Source organism: Paraburkholderia phenoliruptrix (assembly GCF_902859825.1).
Taxonomy (GTDB): Bacteria; Pseudomonadota; Gammaproteobacteria; order Burkholderiales; family Burkholderiaceae; genus Paraburkholderia; species Paraburkholderia phenoliruptrix.
In genome coordinates this window covers 77,481-94,403 of sequence record NZ_CADIKB010000009.1, presented here as the reverse complement: position 1 = coordinate 94,403, position 16,923 = coordinate 77,481, and the positions used below count along the sequence as shown (strand labels likewise).

The 16,923-nt window shown below is 65.9% G+C and carries 14 protein-coding genes; 10 read left to right on the top strand and 4 right to left on the bottom strand.

Annotated features, from left to right (window positions below; genetic code table 11):
- Positions 1-156: 156 nt before the first annotated feature.
- Entirely contained in the window at positions 157-1,350 is a 1,194-nt protein-coding gene (locus HV711_RS12475) for a phosphoglycerate kinase (RefSeq protein WP_035482316.1), read from the top strand.
- 45 nt (positions 1,351-1,395) lie between these two features.
- Here the strand turns inward: HV711_RS12475 and HV711_RS12470 are convergent, their stop codons facing one another.
- Positions 1,396-1,860: a hypothetical protein gene (locus HV711_RS12470; RefSeq protein WP_175145102.1), complete on the bottom strand. Its 465-nt coding sequence runs from the start codon at positions 1,858-1,860 to the stop codon at positions 1,396-1,398.
- Here HV711_RS12470 and pyk point away from each other — a divergent pair.
- The 6 genes from pyk (at position 1,859) to HV711_RS12440 (ending at position 8,629) form a co-directional block, all read left to right on the top strand.
- A complete protein-coding gene (gene pyk, locus HV711_RS12465) occupies positions 1,859-3,295 on the top strand; it encodes a pyruvate kinase (RefSeq protein ID WP_035482322.1) in 1,437 nt (478 codons plus the stop codon). The genes HV711_RS12470 and pyk overlap by 2 nt on opposite strands.
- Before the next feature lie 222 nt (positions 3,296-3,517).
- Positions 3,518-4,582, top strand: coding sequence for a class II fructose-bisphosphate aldolase (fba, locus tag HV711_RS12460; RefSeq protein WP_013340394.1), 1,065 nt, complete (start codon positions 3,518-3,520; stop codon positions 4,580-4,582).
- A gap of 168 nt (positions 4,583-4,750) precedes the next feature.
- Positions 4,751-5,641 (top strand): phosphoribosylaminoimidazolesuccinocarboxamide synthase, encoded by an 891-nt coding sequence (locus HV711_RS12455; protein WP_013589514.1) that lies wholly within the window; start codon positions 4,751-4,753, stop codon positions 5,639-5,641.
- A gap of 77 nt (positions 5,642-5,718) precedes the next feature.
- Positions 5,719-6,237 (top strand): 5-(carboxyamino)imidazole ribonucleotide mutase, encoded by a 519-nt coding sequence (gene purE / locus HV711_RS12450; protein ID WP_035482325.1) that lies wholly within the window; start codon positions 5,719-5,721, stop codon positions 6,235-6,237.
- A gap of 102 nt (positions 6,238-6,339) precedes the next feature.
- Positions 6,340-7,536, top strand: a complete 1,197-nt coding sequence (locus HV711_RS12445; protein WP_013589512.1) for a 5-(carboxyamino)imidazole ribonucleotide synthase — start codon at positions 6,340-6,342, stop codon at positions 7,534-7,536.
- Positions 7,537-7,546: 10 nt separating this feature from the next.
- Positions 7,547-8,629: an L-threonylcarbamoyladenylate synthase gene (locus tag HV711_RS12440; protein ID WP_035482329.1), complete on the top strand. Its 1,083-nt coding sequence runs from the start codon at positions 7,547-7,549 to the stop codon at positions 8,627-8,629.
- A 122-nt stretch (positions 8,630-8,751) separates the two neighbouring features.
- Here the strand turns inward: HV711_RS12440 and HV711_RS12435 are convergent, their stop codons facing one another.
- The 3 genes from HV711_RS12435 to dacB all read right to left on the bottom strand — a co-directional run bounded on the left by HV711_RS12435 (position 8,752) and on the right by dacB (position 12,915).
- A complete protein-coding gene (locus tag HV711_RS12435) occupies positions 8,752-10,002 on the bottom strand; it encodes an SGNH/GDSL hydrolase family protein (protein ID WP_013589510.1) in 1,251 nt (416 codons plus the stop codon).
- A gap of 94 nt (positions 10,003-10,096) precedes the next feature.
- Positions 10,097-11,059 (bottom strand): sterol desaturase family protein, encoded by a 963-nt coding sequence (locus tag HV711_RS12430; RefSeq protein WP_035482332.1) that lies wholly within the window; start codon positions 11,057-11,059, stop codon positions 10,097-10,099.
- 155 nt (positions 11,060-11,214) lie between these two features.
- Positions 11,215-12,915, bottom strand: coding sequence for a D-alanyl-D-alanine carboxypeptidase/D-alanyl-D-alanine endopeptidase (gene dacB, locus HV711_RS12425; RefSeq protein WP_035482335.1), 1,701 nt, complete (start codon positions 12,913-12,915; stop codon positions 11,215-11,217).
- A gap of 162 nt (positions 12,916-13,077) precedes the next feature.
- On the opposite strand from dacB, the gene HV711_RS12420 reads away from it, so the two are divergent.
- The 3 genes from HV711_RS12420 to HV711_RS12410 all read left to right on the top strand — a co-directional run bounded on the left by HV711_RS12420 (position 13,078) and on the right by HV711_RS12410 (position 16,744).
- Entirely contained in the window at positions 13,078-13,740 is a 663-nt protein-coding gene (locus HV711_RS12420) for a response regulator (protein ID WP_013589507.1), read from the top strand.
- A 4-nt stretch (positions 13,741-13,744) separates the two neighbouring features.
- Positions 13,745-15,046, top strand: coding sequence for an ATP-binding protein (locus HV711_RS12415; protein ID WP_013589506.1), 1,302 nt, complete (start codon positions 13,745-13,747; stop codon positions 15,044-15,046).
- A gap of 186 nt (positions 15,047-15,232) precedes the next feature.
- Positions 15,233-16,744 carry a DegQ family serine endoprotease gene (locus tag HV711_RS12410; protein WP_035482338.1) on the top strand — a complete coding sequence of 504 codons (1,512 nt, stop codon included), beginning with the start codon at positions 15,233-15,235 and terminating at the stop codon, positions 16,742-16,744.
- Positions 16,745-16,923 lie beyond the last annotated feature (179 nt).

Genomic DNA, 16,923 nt, shown 5'->3' with positions numbered 1-16,923 from the left:
CGGGATGACCGCGCCGATGCCTGGCGCCTGCGCCGCGGGCTTGTCGCCGCGCTCCCGCATCGTGGAGCCGCCGTGCCGACGCGCTTGGGTTCGCTGGGCGCAAAGCCGTGTGCGCCGTCCGCCACCGCCTTCCTATCAACTCGCACACAAACGCCCATGAACAAGGTATTGCGTCTCTCCGATCTGATCGCCGAAGGCAAGCTGTCCGGCAAACGGGTGTTCATCCGCGCCGACCTGAATGTGCCGCAGGACGATCAAGGCAACATCACCGAAGACACCCGCATCCGCGCCTCCGTGCCGGCCGTGAAGGCCGCGCTCGACGCAGGCGCCGCCGTGATGGTCACCTCGCACCTGGGCCGCCCGACCGAAGGCGATTTCAAGCCGGAAGACTCGCTCGCGCCGGTCGCGAAGCGGTTCGCCGAACTGCTCGGCCGCGACGTGCCGCTCGTCGCGAACTGGGTGGAAAACGGCGTGAACGTCGCACCGGGCCAGGTCGTGCTGCTGGAAAACTGTCGCGTGAACAAGGGCGAAAAGAAGGATTCCGACAAGCTCGCGCAGAAAATGGCCAAGCTCTGCGACATCTATGTGAACGACGCATTCGGCACCGCGCATCGCGCTGAAGCGACCACGCACGGCATCGCGAAATATGCGCCTGTGGCATGCGCGGGCCCGCTGCTCGCCGCCGAGCTCGAAGCGCTCGGCAAGGCGCTCGGCGCGCCGAAGCGCCCGCTCGTGGCGATCGTCGCCGGTTCGAAGGTGTCGACCAAGCTGACTATTCTGAAGTCGCTCGCCGAGAAGGTGGATCAGCTGATCGTCGGCGGCGGCATTGCCAATACGTTCATGCTGGCCGCGGGTCTGAAGATCGGCAGGTCGCTCGCCGAAGCCGACCTCGTGAGCGAGGCGAAAGCCATTATCGACGCAGCGAAGGCGCGCGGCGCCTCCGTGCCGATCCCGACGGACGTGGTCACGGCCAAGGAGTTTTCGCCGACCGCCAAGGCCGAAATCAAGGCCGTCGCCGATGTGGAGGACGACGACATGATTCTCGACATCGGGCCGGAAACCGCGAAGACGCTCGCCGCGCAGTTGGAAAAAGCCGGCACTATCGTGTGGAACGGCCCGGTCGGCGTGTTCGAATTCGACCAGTTCGGCAACGGCACGAAGACGCTGGCCGACGCGATTGCGAGGTCGTCGGCGTTTTCGATTGCAGGCGGCGGCGACACCCTCGCGGCGATTGCCAAGTACGGCATCCACGACAAGGTCAGCTATATCTCGACGGGCGGCGGCGCCTTCCTCGAGTTCCTCGAGGGCAAGAAGCTGCCGGCCGTCGAAGTTCTGGAATCGCGGGCTTAACGTGGCGGCGCGCTCCCCATCGGCGAAGTCTGCAAAAGCGAACGCTCAGCGCGGCAAGCCGCGTGACACCGCGGCAGCCACGGCAGGGGAGCGCAGCGCGCGCTCCGACGCCGCGACGGCGGCACGAGAGTCCGAACTGGCCAGCACGGTTGCCGCCGCGCTGGCCACCACGCTTGCCGCTGCCGGCGAAGCCCGGCCGGCGGCCAGCCAGTCAGAAGAATCCGGGCCGACTGAAGCGCCCGTGGAGTCGACCACCGCGACCAGCGCAGCGAAATTGTCCAGCCTTGCAGCTGACGAATCCGCCGCGCCGGGCACGGAACTCCCGGACGCCGAAGTCGTGTCCGCACCCCCGCCCGCGCTCCGCGCGCCGGTGTCGAACACCGCATCACCCCATAAAGCGACGCTGGTTTCAACCGGCGCGCAGCCCCAGGCACCTTCTTTCGGTGCGCAGCCTCCGCATCCGACTCGCAGCGCTTTTCCCAGCGATCCCATCCAGACGAGGAGACTCATGCATCGCGCCACCAAGATTGTCGCCACCATCGGACCGGCTTCCAGCACGCCGGAAATCCTGCTCCAAATGATTCAGGCAGGCGCCGACGTGGTGCGGCTCAATTTCTCCCACGGCACGGCGGACGACCACCGCCAGCGCGCCGAATTCGTGCGCGAGGCGGCGCGCCAGGCGGGCCGCGAGGTCGCCATCATGGCGGACCTGCAGGGCCCGAAGATCCGGGTCGGCAAATTCGAAAACGGCAAGGTCACGCTCACCTCGGGTGAGCCGTTCATCCTCGACGCCGACTGCGAGCTCGGCAACCAGGAGCGCGCCGGCCTCGACTACAAGGACCTGCCGCGCGACCTGAAGCCGGGCGACGTGCTGCTGCTCAACGACGGCCTCATCGTGCTGAATGTGCAGCGCGTGATCGGCAACGAAATCCATACGATCGTGAAGATCGGCGGCGACCTGTCGAACAACAAGGGTATCAACCGCCAGGGCGGCGGCCTGTCTGCGCCTGCGCTGACCGCGAAGGACATGGAAGACATCCGCACGGCGATGGCGCTCGGTGTGGATTTCGTCGCGGTATCGTTCCCGAAGAACGCGACCGACATGGAAATGGCGCGCCAGCTGGCGAACATCGCCGGCGCGCCGTACGGCATCAAGCCGAAGATGATCGCCAAGATCGAGCGCGCGGAAGCCATTCCGGCGCTGCAAGGCATTCTGGACGCGTCGGACGGCATCATGGTCGCGCGCGGCGATCTTGCCGTGGAAGTGGGCAATGCCGCAGTCCCGGCGCTGCAAAAGCGCATGATTCGTATGGCGCGCGAGTCGAACAAGTTCGTGATCACCGCGACCCAGATGATGGAGTCGATGATCTACGCGCCGGTGCCGACGCGCGCCGAAGTGTCGGACGTCGCCAACGCGGTGCTCGACGGCACGGTCGCGGTCATGCTGTCCGCTGAATCGGCGGCGGGCAAGTACCCGGTGCAGACCATCGAGACGATGGCCGCGATCTGCGTGGAAGCCGAGAAGTCGGAGCAGTCGGAGCTGGACAAGGATTTCCTCGACCGCACGTTTACGCGCATCGACCAGTCCATCGCGATGGGCGCGCTGTTCACCGCCTATCACCTGGGCGCGAAGGCGATCGTGGCGTTGACGGAATCTGGCTCGACCGCGCTGTGGATGTCGCGTCACTGGACGCACGTGCCGATTTTCGCGCTCACGCCGCGCGTCGGCAGCGAGCGGGCCATGGCGCTGTACCGCAACGTGACCTCGCTGCATCTGGACACCAACACCGACCGCGACACGGCGTTGCAACAGGCGTTGGAGACAGTGGTCAGCAAGGGTTATGCATCGCGCGGCGATATGGTCGTGCTGACCGTCGGCGAGCCGATGGGGCAGGCCGGCGGCACGAATACGCTGAAGATCGTACGGGTCGGCGAGCCGTATTGATCGGCGGTATTGCTCGACCGGCACAGGCTGATTGAGCGAAGCAGACTGCCGTGCCGCGCGACGCCTCGCTTTGGCGTGACGCAGCGGCGGTCGGCGCGCGGGGCACGAAGCCGTTTCCCCGCGTGGGCGACGGTGCCCGTAGGTACGCGGTTTGCTTCGCGATAAAATCGCCCAAAAGATGCCGGCGGCACAAGAATTCGTTTCAATCTAAGGAGTTACAGCATGCCTCTCGTATCAATGCGTCAACTGCTGGACCACGCCGCTGAAAACGGCTATGGCCTCCCGGCATTCAACGTGAACAACCTGGAGCAGGTGCAGGCCATCATGGCCGCGGCCGACAAGGTCAACGCGCCGGTCATCATGCAGGCGTCGGCCGGCGCGCGTAAGTACGCGGGCGAAGCGTTCCTGCGTCACCTGATCGAAGCCGCGGTCGAGTCGTATCCGCATATTCCGGTCGTGATGCACCAGGATCACGGGCAGTCGCCGGCGGTTTGCATGGCGGCGATCCGCAGCGGTTTCACCAGCGTGATGATGGACGGCTCGCTCGAAGCCGACGGCAAGACGGTCGCATCGTACGAGTACAACGTCGAGGTGTCGCGCAAGGTGGTGGAAGCCGCGCACTCGATCGGCGTCACGGTGGAAGCGGAACTGGGCGTGCTCGGCTCGCTGGAAACCATGAAGGGCGACAAGGAAGACGGCCACGGCGCGGAGGGCACCATGACCCGCGAGCAACTGCTGACCGACCCGGAACAGGCCGCCGACTTCGTCAAGCTCACGCAATGCGACGCGCTCGCCATCGCGATCGGCACGTCTCACGGCGCGTACAAGTTCAGCAAGAAGCCGACGGGCGACATTCTGTCGATTCAGCGCATCAAGGAAATTCACCAGCGCATTCCGAACACGCACCTGGTGATGCACGGCTCGTCGTCGGTGCCGCAAGAATTGCTCGCGGAAATCCGCGAATTCGGCGGCGACATGAAGGAAACCTACGGCGTGCCGGTCGAGGAAATCCAGGAAGGCATCAAGCACGGCGTGCGCAAGGTCAATATCGACACCGACCTGCGTCTTGCGATCACCGGCGCCATCCGCCGCTATATGGCGACGAATCCGTCGAAGTTCGACCCGCGCGACTATCTGAAGCCGGCGCGCGAAGCGGCGATGAAGATCTGTATCGAGCGCTACACGCAATTCGGCTGCGAAGGCCAGGCAGGCAAGATCAAGCCGGTTTCGCTTGATAAAATCGCGGAGAAGTACAAGTCGGGCGAGCTCGCGCAGGTCGTCCGCTGAGCGTCCGCGTCGGACGTTTGATAAGCGGTATGTGAGTCACCGCGTGGCTCCGCACCTGGCCGTCCGGCCAGGTTGTCGTTAGATCGCCGTTCCCGCATCATCCGGGGAACGGCGTTTCCCTTTTGTTCCGGTCACACTTTTTTGCCTCACTTTTTGCGAACCACGACGATGTCTACCCTCTACGAATCCACGCTCCGCTCGCTGCCGCTGCTCGGCCGCGGTAAAGTCCGCGACAACTATGCGGTGGGCAACGACCAGTTGCTGATCGTCACGACCGACCGTCTGTCGGCGTTCGACGTCATCATGGGCGAGCCGATTCCGAATAAGGGACGCGTGCTCAACGAAATGGCGAACTTCTGGTTCGAGAAGCTTCAGCACGTGGTGCCGAACCACTTGACGGGCGTCGCGCCGGAATCGGTGGTGGCCGCCGACGAAGTCGAGCAGGTCAAAGGCCGTGCGGTCGTGGTCAAGCGCCTCGAGCCGATTCTGGTCGAAGCCGTGGTGCGCGGCTATCTGGCCGGCAGCGGCTGGAAGGACTATCAGGCCACGGGTTCCGTGTGCGGCGTGCAGTTGCCGCCGGGTCTGCAGAATGCGCAGAAGCTGCCCGAGCCGATTTTCACGCCGGCCGCCAAGGCCGAAATGGGCCATCACGACGAAAACATCACCTACGACGAAATGGAGCGCCGCATCGGTACCGAACTGTCGGCCACGATCCGCGACATCTCGATTCGCCTGTATAAGGAAGCCGCGGACTACGCGGCCACGCGCGGCATCATCATCGCGGATACGAAGTTCGAGTTCGGTCTCGATAACCACGGCAAGCTGTACCTGATGGACGAGGCGCTCACCGCCGACTCGTCGCGTTTCTGGCCGGCCGACCAGTATCAGGTGGGCACCAATCCGCCGTCGTTCGACAAGCAGTTCGTGCGCGACTGGCTGGAAACGCAGGACTGGGCGAAAGAGCCGCCCGCGCCGAAGCTGCCCGACGAGGTCGTGCAGAAGACGGGCGAAAAGTATCAGGAAGCGCTCGAACGTCTGACCGGGCACAAGCTCGCCTGACCGGGTCCGCGAACGGAAGCGCAAGCAGCAAGCCGCAACAGAAGCCGCAACAGAAGCCGCAAACAGGAAGCCGCAAGATGAGTGAAGCACACACCGCCCATACGCATGGCGCGCCGGTTGTCGGCGTGCTGATGGGCTCCAGCTCCGACTGGGAAGTCATGAAAAACGCCGTGGCGATTCTGCAGGAATTCGGCGTGCCGTACGAAGCCAGGGTTGTCTCCGCCCACCGCATGCCGGACGAAATGTTCGCCTATGCTGAAAGCGCGCGCGAGCGCGGCATCCGCGCAATCATCGCCGGCGCGGGCGGCGCGGCGCATCTGCCGGGCATGCTGGCTGCCAAGACCACGGTGCCGGTGCTCGGCGTGCCGGTCGCGAGCAAGTATCTAAAGGGCGTCGACTCGCTGCATTCCATCGTGCAGATGCCGAAGGGCGTGCCCGTCGCCACGTTTGCGATCGGCGAGGCAGGCGCGGCGAATGCGGCGCTCTTCGCGGTGTCGGTCCTGAGCGGCACGAGCGCGGAATACGCGGACAAGCTCGCCGCCTTCCGCGTGCGTCAGAACGAAGCGGCTCACGCAATGGTGTTGCCGGCGCTGTGAGCGCCAGATTGATTTTTTGCAGGACGTTCCCTGTCTGACCTACCGGCCAGGCGCTTGCCTCTGCGCAACTGCAGGCACGCCCGGCCGCGACCGACCACCAAGATGAACCCAGACAACACACCGGTTTCACCGATTCTGCCCGGCGCATGGCTTGGCATGGTCGGTGGCGGCCAGCTCGGCCGCATGTTCTGCTTTGCCGCACAGGCTATGGGCTACCGCGTCGCCGTGCTCGACCCGGACGAAAGCAGTCCGGCGGGCGCCGTCGCGGACCGCCATCTGCGCGCCGCCTACGACGACGAAGCGTCGCTGACCGAACTCGCGCGGCTGTGCGCGGCCGTGTCGACGGAATTCGAGAATGTCCCGGCCGCGAGCCTCGACTTTCTCGCGAAGACGACCTTCGTGAGCCCGGCGGGCCGCTGCGTCGCCGTGGCTCAGGACCGCATTGCCGAAAAGCGTTTTATCGCGTCGTCGGGCGTGACGGTCGCGCCGCATGTCGTGATCGAATCGTCGGACGCGCTCGCCGCGCTCGACGATGCCGCGCTCGAAGCGGTGCTGCCCGGCATTCTGAAAACGGCTCGCATGGGTTACGACGGCAAGGGCCAGATCCGCGTGCGCAATGCCGAGGAAGTGCGCGAGGCGCACGCGTCGCTCGGCGGCGTGCCGTGCGTGCTCGAAAAGCGCCTGCCGCTCAAGTTCGAAGTGTCCGCGCTGATCGCGCGCGCGTCGAGCGGCGCGTCGGTTGTCTATCCGCTCGCGCAGAACACGCACCGCGACGGCGTGCTTGCGCACACCATCGTGCCGGCGCCCGACGCGAGCGCGACGCTCGTCGAGCAGGCGCAGCAGGCCGCGCTGCAAATCGCCGACAAGCTCGGCTATGTGGGCGTGCTGTGCGTCGAGTTCTTCATTCTCGAAGACGGCTCGCTGGTGGCGAATGAAATGGCGCCGCGTCCGCATAACTCGGGCCACTACACGGTCGACGCGTGCGCGACCAGCCAGTTCGAACAGCAGGTCCGCGCGATGACCGGTATGCCGCTCGGCGACACGCGTCAGCATTCGCCGGCTGTCATGCTGAACATTCTCGGCGACGTGTGGTTCCCCGACGGCCCGAAGGGCGCGTCGGTCACGCCGCCGTGGCACGAGGTGGCGGCGATGCCGGCTGCGCGCCTGCATCTGTACGGCAAGGAAGAGGCGCGTTGCGGCCGCAAGATGGGCCACGTGAACTTCACGGCCGCGACGCTCGAAGAAGCCCGCACGGCGGCGCGAGACTGCGCGCGGCTTCTGCATATCGCCACGAGCTGACGCGCGCGCCATGCCCGATCAACAGAAACCCGTTCAGGCCGGCGCGGCTGGCGTGCCTCCGCAAGCCGGCGTGACTGCGCTGCCGGTGAGCGCCGAGCAGATCGCGCATGCCGCGGCGCTGCTCGACGCGGGCGGTCTTGTCGCGTTTCCCACCGAGACGGTCTATGGCCTCGGCGGCGACGCCGAAAACCCCGACGCCGTCGCGCGCATCTACGCGGCGAAAGGGCGGCCGGCGAACCATCCGGTGATCGTGCATCTGGCGCCGCAGGGCGATCCGAACTATTGGGTCGAGCATTTGCCGCAAGAGGCACAGCGTCTGATCGACGCCTTCTGGCCCGGACCGCTGACGCTCATTCTCAAGCGCGCCGCGCGCATTCCCGCGGCGGTCAGCGGCGGTCAGGATTCCGTCGGCTTGCGCTGTCCGGCCCACCCGGTGGCGCAAGCGCTGCTCGAGGCGTTCAGCGCGTTGCGCAGCGGGCATGGCGGCGTGGCGGCGCCGTCGGCGAATCGTTTTGGGCACGTGAGCCCGACCACCGCGCAGCACGTGCGCGACGAGTTCGGCAGCGCGATTCATGTGCTCGACGGCGGCGCGTCGGACGTCGGGATCGAGTCGACTATTCTGGATTTGTCGCGCGGCTTTCCCGCGTTACTGAGGCCGGGTCGCGTCACGCCGCAAGAGATCGCCGACGTGCTCGGCGAAGCGCCGCGCCTGCCCGACGGCTCCGACGCGACCGCGCCGCGCGCTTCTGGCACGCTAAAGGCGCATTACGCGCCGCGCACACCGCTCGCGCTGCTGCCGTTCCCTGCACTCGAGCCGTTGCTCGCCGCGCGCGCAGCCGGCGAGCGCGTCGCGCTCGTCGCGCGGGCATCGCGGGCAGGGCAGTGGGCGGACGCCGAGGGCGTGCATTTCATCGCCGCGCCGGAAGATCCGCATGTCTATGCACGCGAGCTATACGGCTTGCTGCGAGCGCTGGATCGCGCCAACGTCGCGCGTATTCTGATCGAAAAATTGCCCGATACCATCGAATGGATCGCCGTGAACGACCGGCTCGGCCGCGCCGCGGCGGCGTTCGAGGCGCAAAACCACGTGTGAGTTAAGACTTCTTTCTTTCGCTGCGAGCGTCTGAGAACCTCGCCCAATAAAAAACGCCCGGCTGTGGTTAAGCCAGGCGTTTTTCACTTCTCCCAGACAAGCGACCATGCGGCCGCTTCAGCTTATTTGCCGAGACCCGTCGCCGCGATCTGCTGTTGCACGAACTGTGCAAACAGCGCGTGCATGTGCGTGCTCGGGTGGACGGTGTCCGCGAACATGTAGGTCTGGTCGGCGCCGGCCACCGTGTAAGTCTGCGGCGAGCAGAACAGTGACGAGCCGAACTGGGCGCCGTACTGCTCCGGCGTCAGGCCATTGGTTGCGCTCGGATTGGCGCGGGCGTAAGCGGTGGCGTTGCTCTGCATCGCGGCCAGGTTGCAGGCCGTGCCGGTGTTCGACACCGTGAAGCCGAGCGCCTTGTAGTTCGGCAACTGCTGATCCTGCCAGGTGAACGCGTCGACCACGATCACCTTGCCCGTGCCCAGCACGCCGAGCGCCGTGAGGTTCTGCACGAACATGTAGTTGTACGCAGCGGCGATCCCCGTCAGCAGCGCGGCCGAGCCGGGCGTGCTCGCGTTGGCCGCGACGCCGAGCGGCGTATTGCCGATGTCGGGCACCGTCGACACCACCACGTGCGTCGCCCCCGAGTTGACGATGGTCTTCACTTGCGCGGCGAGCTGGCTCGCGGCCTGCGCGACCTGCGGATTGGGCAGTTGCGACAGATAACCGACGATAAACGCAACCTGCCCGGCCTGCGAGTTCGGCAGCGTGCCCGCCTGCACGAGCAGCGGATATTGCGTCTGCAGCGCGGTCGCGAGTGCCGTCAGATTCGCGGTGTTTTCCGCGAACTGGAAGATGTCGTTCGCGCCGCCGTTCACCAGCACGAGCTGGTTCGAATTGAAGCTCGTGTGCGCGCTCAGGTAGTTGGCCACCTGCGTCACGATCGGCACGGTCGTGGCCGCCATGTTGTTCGGCGCCCAGCCTTTGCCTTGCGCATTGACGACGTCCGAGCCGCCCTGCGCATAACCGAGGCCGCCTGCCGCGACGAGCGGCTGACCGAAGCCGCCGAGGTAGGCCGGCTTCAGCGTGTCGCCGTAATACTCGGCGACCTTCTGCGTCCACACTTCGCCGGGGTTGGTCGTGAAGCGGCCGCCGCCGAAACTCGACTGGATGACCGGCGCATAGGTCCCGACGTCCGACAGACTGTCGCCGAACGACACCACCTGCAACTTGACGCCGCCTGCGGGCGTGCTGCTGGAGGTGTTGTCACTGCCGCCGCCACCGCCGCAAGCGGCGACGAGCGCAAACGCGGCGCTTGCTACGGCGATTTGCGTGACGCGCAACCAATGCTGTTTCCTCGATGCTGTTTGATTCATGTTGGCTACATCTCCTCGTATGTTTGGCCCTTGCGCCATGTATTGCAGGCCGCGTCCGCCGAGTCGGCGGCGTGACGACAGCTTACAGAATCTTCTAGGGTCTGCGTCTTGCTGAAAACGCAGCCATGTCGTTGTTGTTGCTGTTGTTATTGGTTGTCCGTGCAAGCGCGGCGCTTGTCGCACCGGCCATGCGCCGCGCATGATAATCGGCGGCCCACGCGGGCGGCGCAAACAGCGCGCGCAGTTTGTCGCGCATGCCGTGCGCGCTCGCGACGTCGTGCGCCATCGACGCCCATTCGTGAAACGTCGCCTTCAGCGGGTTAAACGTGTGAAGCGGCTCGACGATGCCGTAGACGGGCGGCTCGCGCGGGTCTTCGTCGACGTAGCTGCCGAACAGGCGATCCCAGATCACGAGCACGCCGGCATAGTTACGGTCGATGTAGCGGTCGTTGCGCGCGTGATGCACGCGGTGAATGGACGGCGTGTTGAACACATATTTGATCCAGCCGAACTTGCCGTTGAATCGGCCGATAGCCTGCGTGTGCACGAAAAACTGGAAGCCGAGGTTGATCAGCACAATCGCGACAATCTGCTTCGGCGGAAAGCCGAGCACGGCCAGCGGAATCCAGAAGACCCACATGCCGGCAACCGGATACATCAGGCTCTGCCTGAAGGCGGTGGAGAAGTTCATACGCTCCGACGAGTGATGCACGACATGCGCGGCCCACAGCCAGCGCACCCGATGACTGCATCGGTGAAACACGTAGTAGAGCAGGTCTTGGGCGACGAACAGCACGGCAAACGAGAGCCAACCCGGGTGCCAGGTATGCACGCGGTAGCGGTCGTAGAAAAACGCATAAACGGGAATGACCGCGAGCCACGCGAGCTTGTCGGCGGCTTGCTGCATCAGCGCGAGCGCCGCGTTGCAGAGCGTGTCGCGCCAGCTGTAGAGCGCCGCGCCGGGGTGCGTTCGCCGCAGGTGCCACGCCTCCCAGCCGATACATGCGAGAAAGACTGGCGCCATGGCGAGCAGCAGCAATTCGGCGTCGAATTGCATGGTGTCTTCCTCCGTGGTCCCTTGCCGCCGCGTGACATGCCGCGGTGTTCTGTCGTGTTGTTGTTATGGCTCGGGCGCGCCGCGCGTCCCGAACACTGCCCGACAGCGTACACGGTTAAGCGCCTGCCGCGCGCGGCCTTCGCTAGAAGGAATCCTCAATGGGCGTCGTGCCTGCGCGGGTTTTTCCTCGGTTTGCCGCGCGGCGTCGCGCTTGCCGGTTCGGCCGCGGGCGCGGATACCCGGCTGAAGCCCGCGGTCGGTCCTTGATAGACCCATTCGAGCAGCGCGTCGTGCGCGGCGCGCGCGGCTTCCGAATGCGGATCGTTGATGAAGCTCACCACGACATAGCTGTTGCCGTCCGCGGATGCCACGTAGCCCGCGATGGCCCGCACGTCGCGCAGCGTGCCGGTCTTGATCTGCGCGTTGCCGCCCGCGCCCTGGTTGGTGAGCCGGTTGCGCATGGTGCCGTCGACGCCCGCGATCGGCAGCGACTGCACGAACACCTGGGCGACCGGGCTTGCGTTGGCCCGCTGCAGCAGATCGGCGAGCGAGAGCGCCGTGAGATGCTCGTCGCGCGAAAGCCCCGAGCCGTTGTCGAGCGACAGGTATTGCATCTCGATGCTGTCGCGGCGCAAGAACGCCTCGATCGCGCGGGCCGATTTGGCGGGCGTCGCGGGCGGCTTTTCTTCGGCCGCGCCGATCGACAGGAACAGGTTGCGCGCCATCGTGTTGTTGCTGAACTTGTTGATGTCGCGAACGATGTCCGCCAGCAGCGGCCCCTGATGCGTGGCCACCAGTTTCGCGCCGACCGGCACGGCGCCTTCGCGCGTCGTGCCGTTGAAGGTGCCGCCGGTCTGCTGCCACAGCGCGAGAAAGCCGCCCGCAAAAAATGCCGAGTGATCGAGCACCGCCACGTTGACCGTGCGCGGGCCGCAGCGCACCGAGTAGTCGCCCGCGAAGGAGGCGACCACCGTGCCGTTCGGCGTGGGCGTCACGGTGGGCGAGACGGACGCCGCTTCGCCGCGGCAAGGGCCGTTGACCGCGCGCATCTGATTGTCGATCTGCAGTTGCGCGAGGGCAGGCAGCACGTCGATTGCAACGGTGCCGTCGGGTGAAGGCGTCAGCGTGAATGACAGCGACTTGAACGCGTACAGCAGCGGATCGGGGCCGACGTTGTACGGCGCGGTGACGTCGTCGTCGAAGGCAGGCAGGTCGCGCGTCGACGGGTCGAAGTAGCGCTTGTCGAGCACCAGCGCGCCGTCCAGGCCGCGAATGCCCGCCTTGTGGATCTTCTCCACGAGGTCGATCAGTTCCTCGGGCACGAGCTTCGGGTCGCCGGTGCCCTGAATGTACAGATTGCCGTGCAGCACGCCGTTGGCGTCGAGCGTGCCGTCGGCATAGGCGCTCGTACGCCAGCGGTAGTCCGGACCGAGAATCGAGAGGCCCGCGTAGGTGGTGACGAGCTTCATCGTCGACGCGGGCATCATCGGCTTGGCGGCGTTCAACGCAATGATCGGCGTGCGGTCGCCGACTTTTTCGACGACTACGCTGATCGACGACAAGGGCACGTGCGCGCGTTGCAAGCCGGTCATGACCGACTGCGGCAGCACGGTGCTGACGTTGACGCTCGGATGCGCGGTCCGGCCGCGCGCCTCGGCGGCAAGCGGCAGCGACGCGGCGCCGGCGAGCGCGGCGCCCACGAGCAGCCATGCGTTCGCGCGCGGCGCGCGGCGGCGCGGCGACAGCGCCGGAATACCAGCGTCGGTTGAGGAAGCGATGACAGCGGAAATGAAGCGCGAACGCCGCGCCGCGTGACGGAGACGGCGTGCGACGGAAGACAGGAAAGCGTGCGTCATGAACGGGCGAGAAAGCGAAATGTCAGGGCGTGGGGCACGCGCGACGCAAAGCGCCCATTGTAGTGACATGCCGCCGGCCTGCGGTGAAAAAAGCGCCACACGGCGCGCATCGCGGGGCGGGCGCTAGAATGCGGCATCATCGAATGTTGAGGAAACGTGACCATGCGCATCTTGCTAGTCGAAGACGACCGGATGATCGCCGAAGGCGTGCGCAAGGCGCTGCGCGGCGAAGGCTTCGCGGTCGACTGGGTGGAAGACGGCGAAGCGGCGCTCAGCGCGGCCTCGAGCCAGCCATACGATCTCGTGCTGCTCGACCTGGGCTTGCCGAAGCGCGACGGCCTCGACGTGTTGCGCACCTTGCGCGCGCGCGGCCACGCGTTGCCGGTGCTGATCGTGACTGCGCGCGACGCGGTGGCCGACCGCGTGAAAGGCCTTGACGCCGGCGCGGACGATTACCTCGTCAAGCCTTTCGATCTCGACGAACTGGGCGCGCGCATGCGGGCACTGATCCGCCGCCAGGCGGGCCGCAGCGATTCGACGATCCGCCACGGCAATCTCACGCTCGATCCCGCGTCGCATCAGGTGACGCTCGACGGCGCGCCGGTCGCCCTGTCCGCGCGCGAGTTCGCGCTGCTCGAGGCGCTGCTCGCGCGGCCGGGCGCAGTGCTGTCGAAGAGTCAGCTCGAGGAGAAAATGTACGGCTGGGGCGAGGAGATCGGCAGCAATACCGTCGAGGTCTACATTCACGCGCTGCGCAAGAAGCTCGGCGCGGACCTGATCCGCAATGTGCGCGGCCTCGGCTACATGATCGCGAAGGAAGCCTGAGCCGATGCGATCCATCCGCCGTCAATTGCTGGTCTGGCTGCTGGCGCTCGTGCTGCTCGGCGTGGGTATCGCGGGCTGGCTGATCTATCGTCAGGCGCTCGCCGAAGCCAACGAACTGTTCGATTACCAGCTCGAGCAGATCGCCGCCGCGCTGCCCGCCGAACCGTTCTCGCAAGTGCTCGGTTCGCGCGATACGGGCGACGAGGGCATCGTGCTGCAGATCTGGAACCGCAACGGCGTGCTGATGTACTACTCGCGTCCGCGCGCGCCGCTCGCCCCGCGCGCCGAACTGGGCTTCTCGACCGAGCACACGGAACGCGGCGACTGGCGCGTGTATGGCGCGATTGTCGGCGATAACGTCGTGCAGCTCGCGCAGCCGCTGTCGGTGCGCAACCGCCTCGCCGCCGACGTCGCATTGCGCACGCTGTGGCCGCTGATCGTGCTGTTGCCGGTGCTGGGACTCGCGGTGTGGGTGATTATCGGACGCGGGTTGCGTCCTCTGCGGCGCGTGACGAGCGCACTCGACATGCGGCATCCGGAAGCGCTCGACCCGTTGCCGGATCAACGCCTGCCGCTCGAGGTGCAGCCGCTCGTGCGCGCGCTCAACGGACTGTTGCAGCGGCTCGCCACCGCGCTCGACATCCAGAAGGCGTTCGTCGCCGACGCGGCGCACGAGTTGCGCACGCCGCTGGCCGCCGTGCAGATTCAGGCGCAACTGGTCTCGCGTGCGAAAGACGACGCCGCGCGCAGCGAAGCGCTCGCCGATCTGCAAGCCGGCGTGACGCGCGCCACGCGGCTCGCCGAGCAGTTGCTCGCACTCGCGCGCTCCGAGCCGGACGGCCTTGCCGTGACCGATGCCATCGACCTGCGCGCGCTGTTGCAGGACTGCGTGCTCGCGTATGCGCCGCTCGCAGACAATCGCGGCGTCGATCTCGGCATCGAAGCGACGCAGGCGGCCACCGTGATCGGCGACCCCGAGTCGCTGCGCGTGATGTTCAACAATCTCGTGGACAACGCAACCAAATACACGCCGCGAGGCGGCCGCGTCGACGTGAGTCTGCAGGTGGAAGAGGGGCATCCGGTCGTGCGCATCGCGGACAGCGGACCGGGCATCGAGCCTGCCGAACGCGAGCGCGTCTTCAACCGCTTTTATCGCGCGGGCGCCGGGGAAAATCGCGTGCGCACCGACGTGGCGGGCAGCGGCCTGGGACTTGCCATCGTGCGGCGCATCGCGACCCAGCATCAAGCGCAAGTGTCGCTCGACGAATCGGCGGCGGGCGGGCTACAGGTCACCGTGCGTTTCTGAGTGCCAAGGTTTCAACTTGCTTTCTGCAGAGAAGTGCTTCGAATAAGGGCTAAACGGATTCATAAACGCATTCATAAACGCATCTAAGCGCAACCGGCTGCGAGGTGTCGCTGCTTAAGACTCTTTTAAGCGATGCCGCTTACGCTTCCTGACATCCGAGTTTCTTTCTCCAGTCAGGAGCACACAATGAACGCGAAAACCTTGTCCCGCAGCGCTGTGGCAGCCGCTGTCGCCGTGGCGCTTTCCGCCGGCTATGTGGCGGGCCATCGCGACGTGCCCGCGCCGCAGGTCATCACGCCGGCGCAAGCCGCGATGATGCCTGCCGAAGCCGCCGCCAAAACCGGCATTCCCGATTTCTCCGGCCTCGTCGAAACCTACGGGCCCGCCGTCGTCAATATCAGCGCGAAGCACGTGGTGAAGCGCACGGCGCTGCGCGGCAATGGCGGCGGCATGGGCGGCAACCAGTTGCCGATCGACCCGAGCGATCCGTTTTACCAGTTCTACAAGCACTTCTTCGGCGGCATGCCCGGCCTGCAGGGCGGCGACGGCGGCGACGCGCCGGATCAGCCGAGCGCGAGCCTCGGCTCCGGCTTTATCGTCAGCAGCGACGGCTATATCCTGACCAACGCGCATGTGGTGGACGGCGCGAACGTCGTCACGGTGAAGCTCACCGACAAGCGCGAATTCAAGGCCAAAGTGGTCGGCGCCGACAAGCAGTCGGACGTGGCCGTGCTGAAGATCGACGCGAGCAACCTGCCCACTGTGAAGATCGGCGATCCGAGCCGCAGTAAGGTCGGGCAGTGGGTGGTCGCCATCGGTTCGCCGTACGGCTTCGACAATACGGTGACCTCGGGCATCATCAGCGCGAAGTCGCGTTCGCTGCCGAACGAAAACTACACGCCGTTCATTCAGACGGACGTGCCGGTGAACCCGGGCAACTCGGGCGGACCGCTTTTCAATCTGCAAGGCGAGGTGATCGGCATCAACTCGATGATCTACTCGCAGACGGGCGGCTTCCAGGGACTTTCGTTCGCAATCCCGATCAATGAGGCAATCAAGGTCAAGGACGAGATCGTCAAAACCGGCCACGTGAGCCGGGGGCGCCTCGGCGTCGCGGTGCAGGGCATGAACCAGACGCTCGCGAACTCGTTCGGTATGCAGAAGCCGCAGGGCGCGCTCGTCAGTTCCGTCGATCCGGGCGGCCCCGCCGCAAAGGCCGGCCTGCAGCCGGGCGACGTGATTCTCTCGGTGAACGGCGAGCCCGTGGCGGATTCGTCGGCGCTGCCGTCGCAGATCGCGAGTCTCGCGCCTGGCAGCACGGCCACGGTGCAGGTGTGGCGCGACAAGGGCACCAAGGACCTGAAGGTGACGATCGGCTCGCTGTCGGACAGCAAGCTTGCCTCCGACAAGGCCGACCAGCCGACGCAACTGCAAGGACGTCTCGGCGTCGCCGTGCGTCCGCTGACGCCGGAAGAGAAGAGCAGCGCGTCGATCTCGCACGGCCTGCTCGTGCAGCAGTCGGGCGGCGCGGCGGAAAGCGCGGGCATCCAGCCGGGCGACGTGATTCTTGCGGTCAACGGCCGGCCCGTCACAAGCGTCGATCAGTTGAAGCAAATGATCGCGGGCGCGGGCAACAGCATCGCGTTGCTGATCCAGCGCGATAACGCGCAGATTTTCGTGCCGGTGGATCTCGGCTGATCGACCATGGCGGGTCAAATGCCGATTCGACATATCGGATGAAGTAAGCCTTGCCGGTCTGTTTGCACTTACTGCAGACAGACCGGCATTTTTGTTTCAGACCTGAAGCCGCGAGGCGGGCGCTTCGCGGCAGGTGGCGTGCCTCGCAGCGGTTTGCCCGGCTGGCGAGCGCGCGCGTG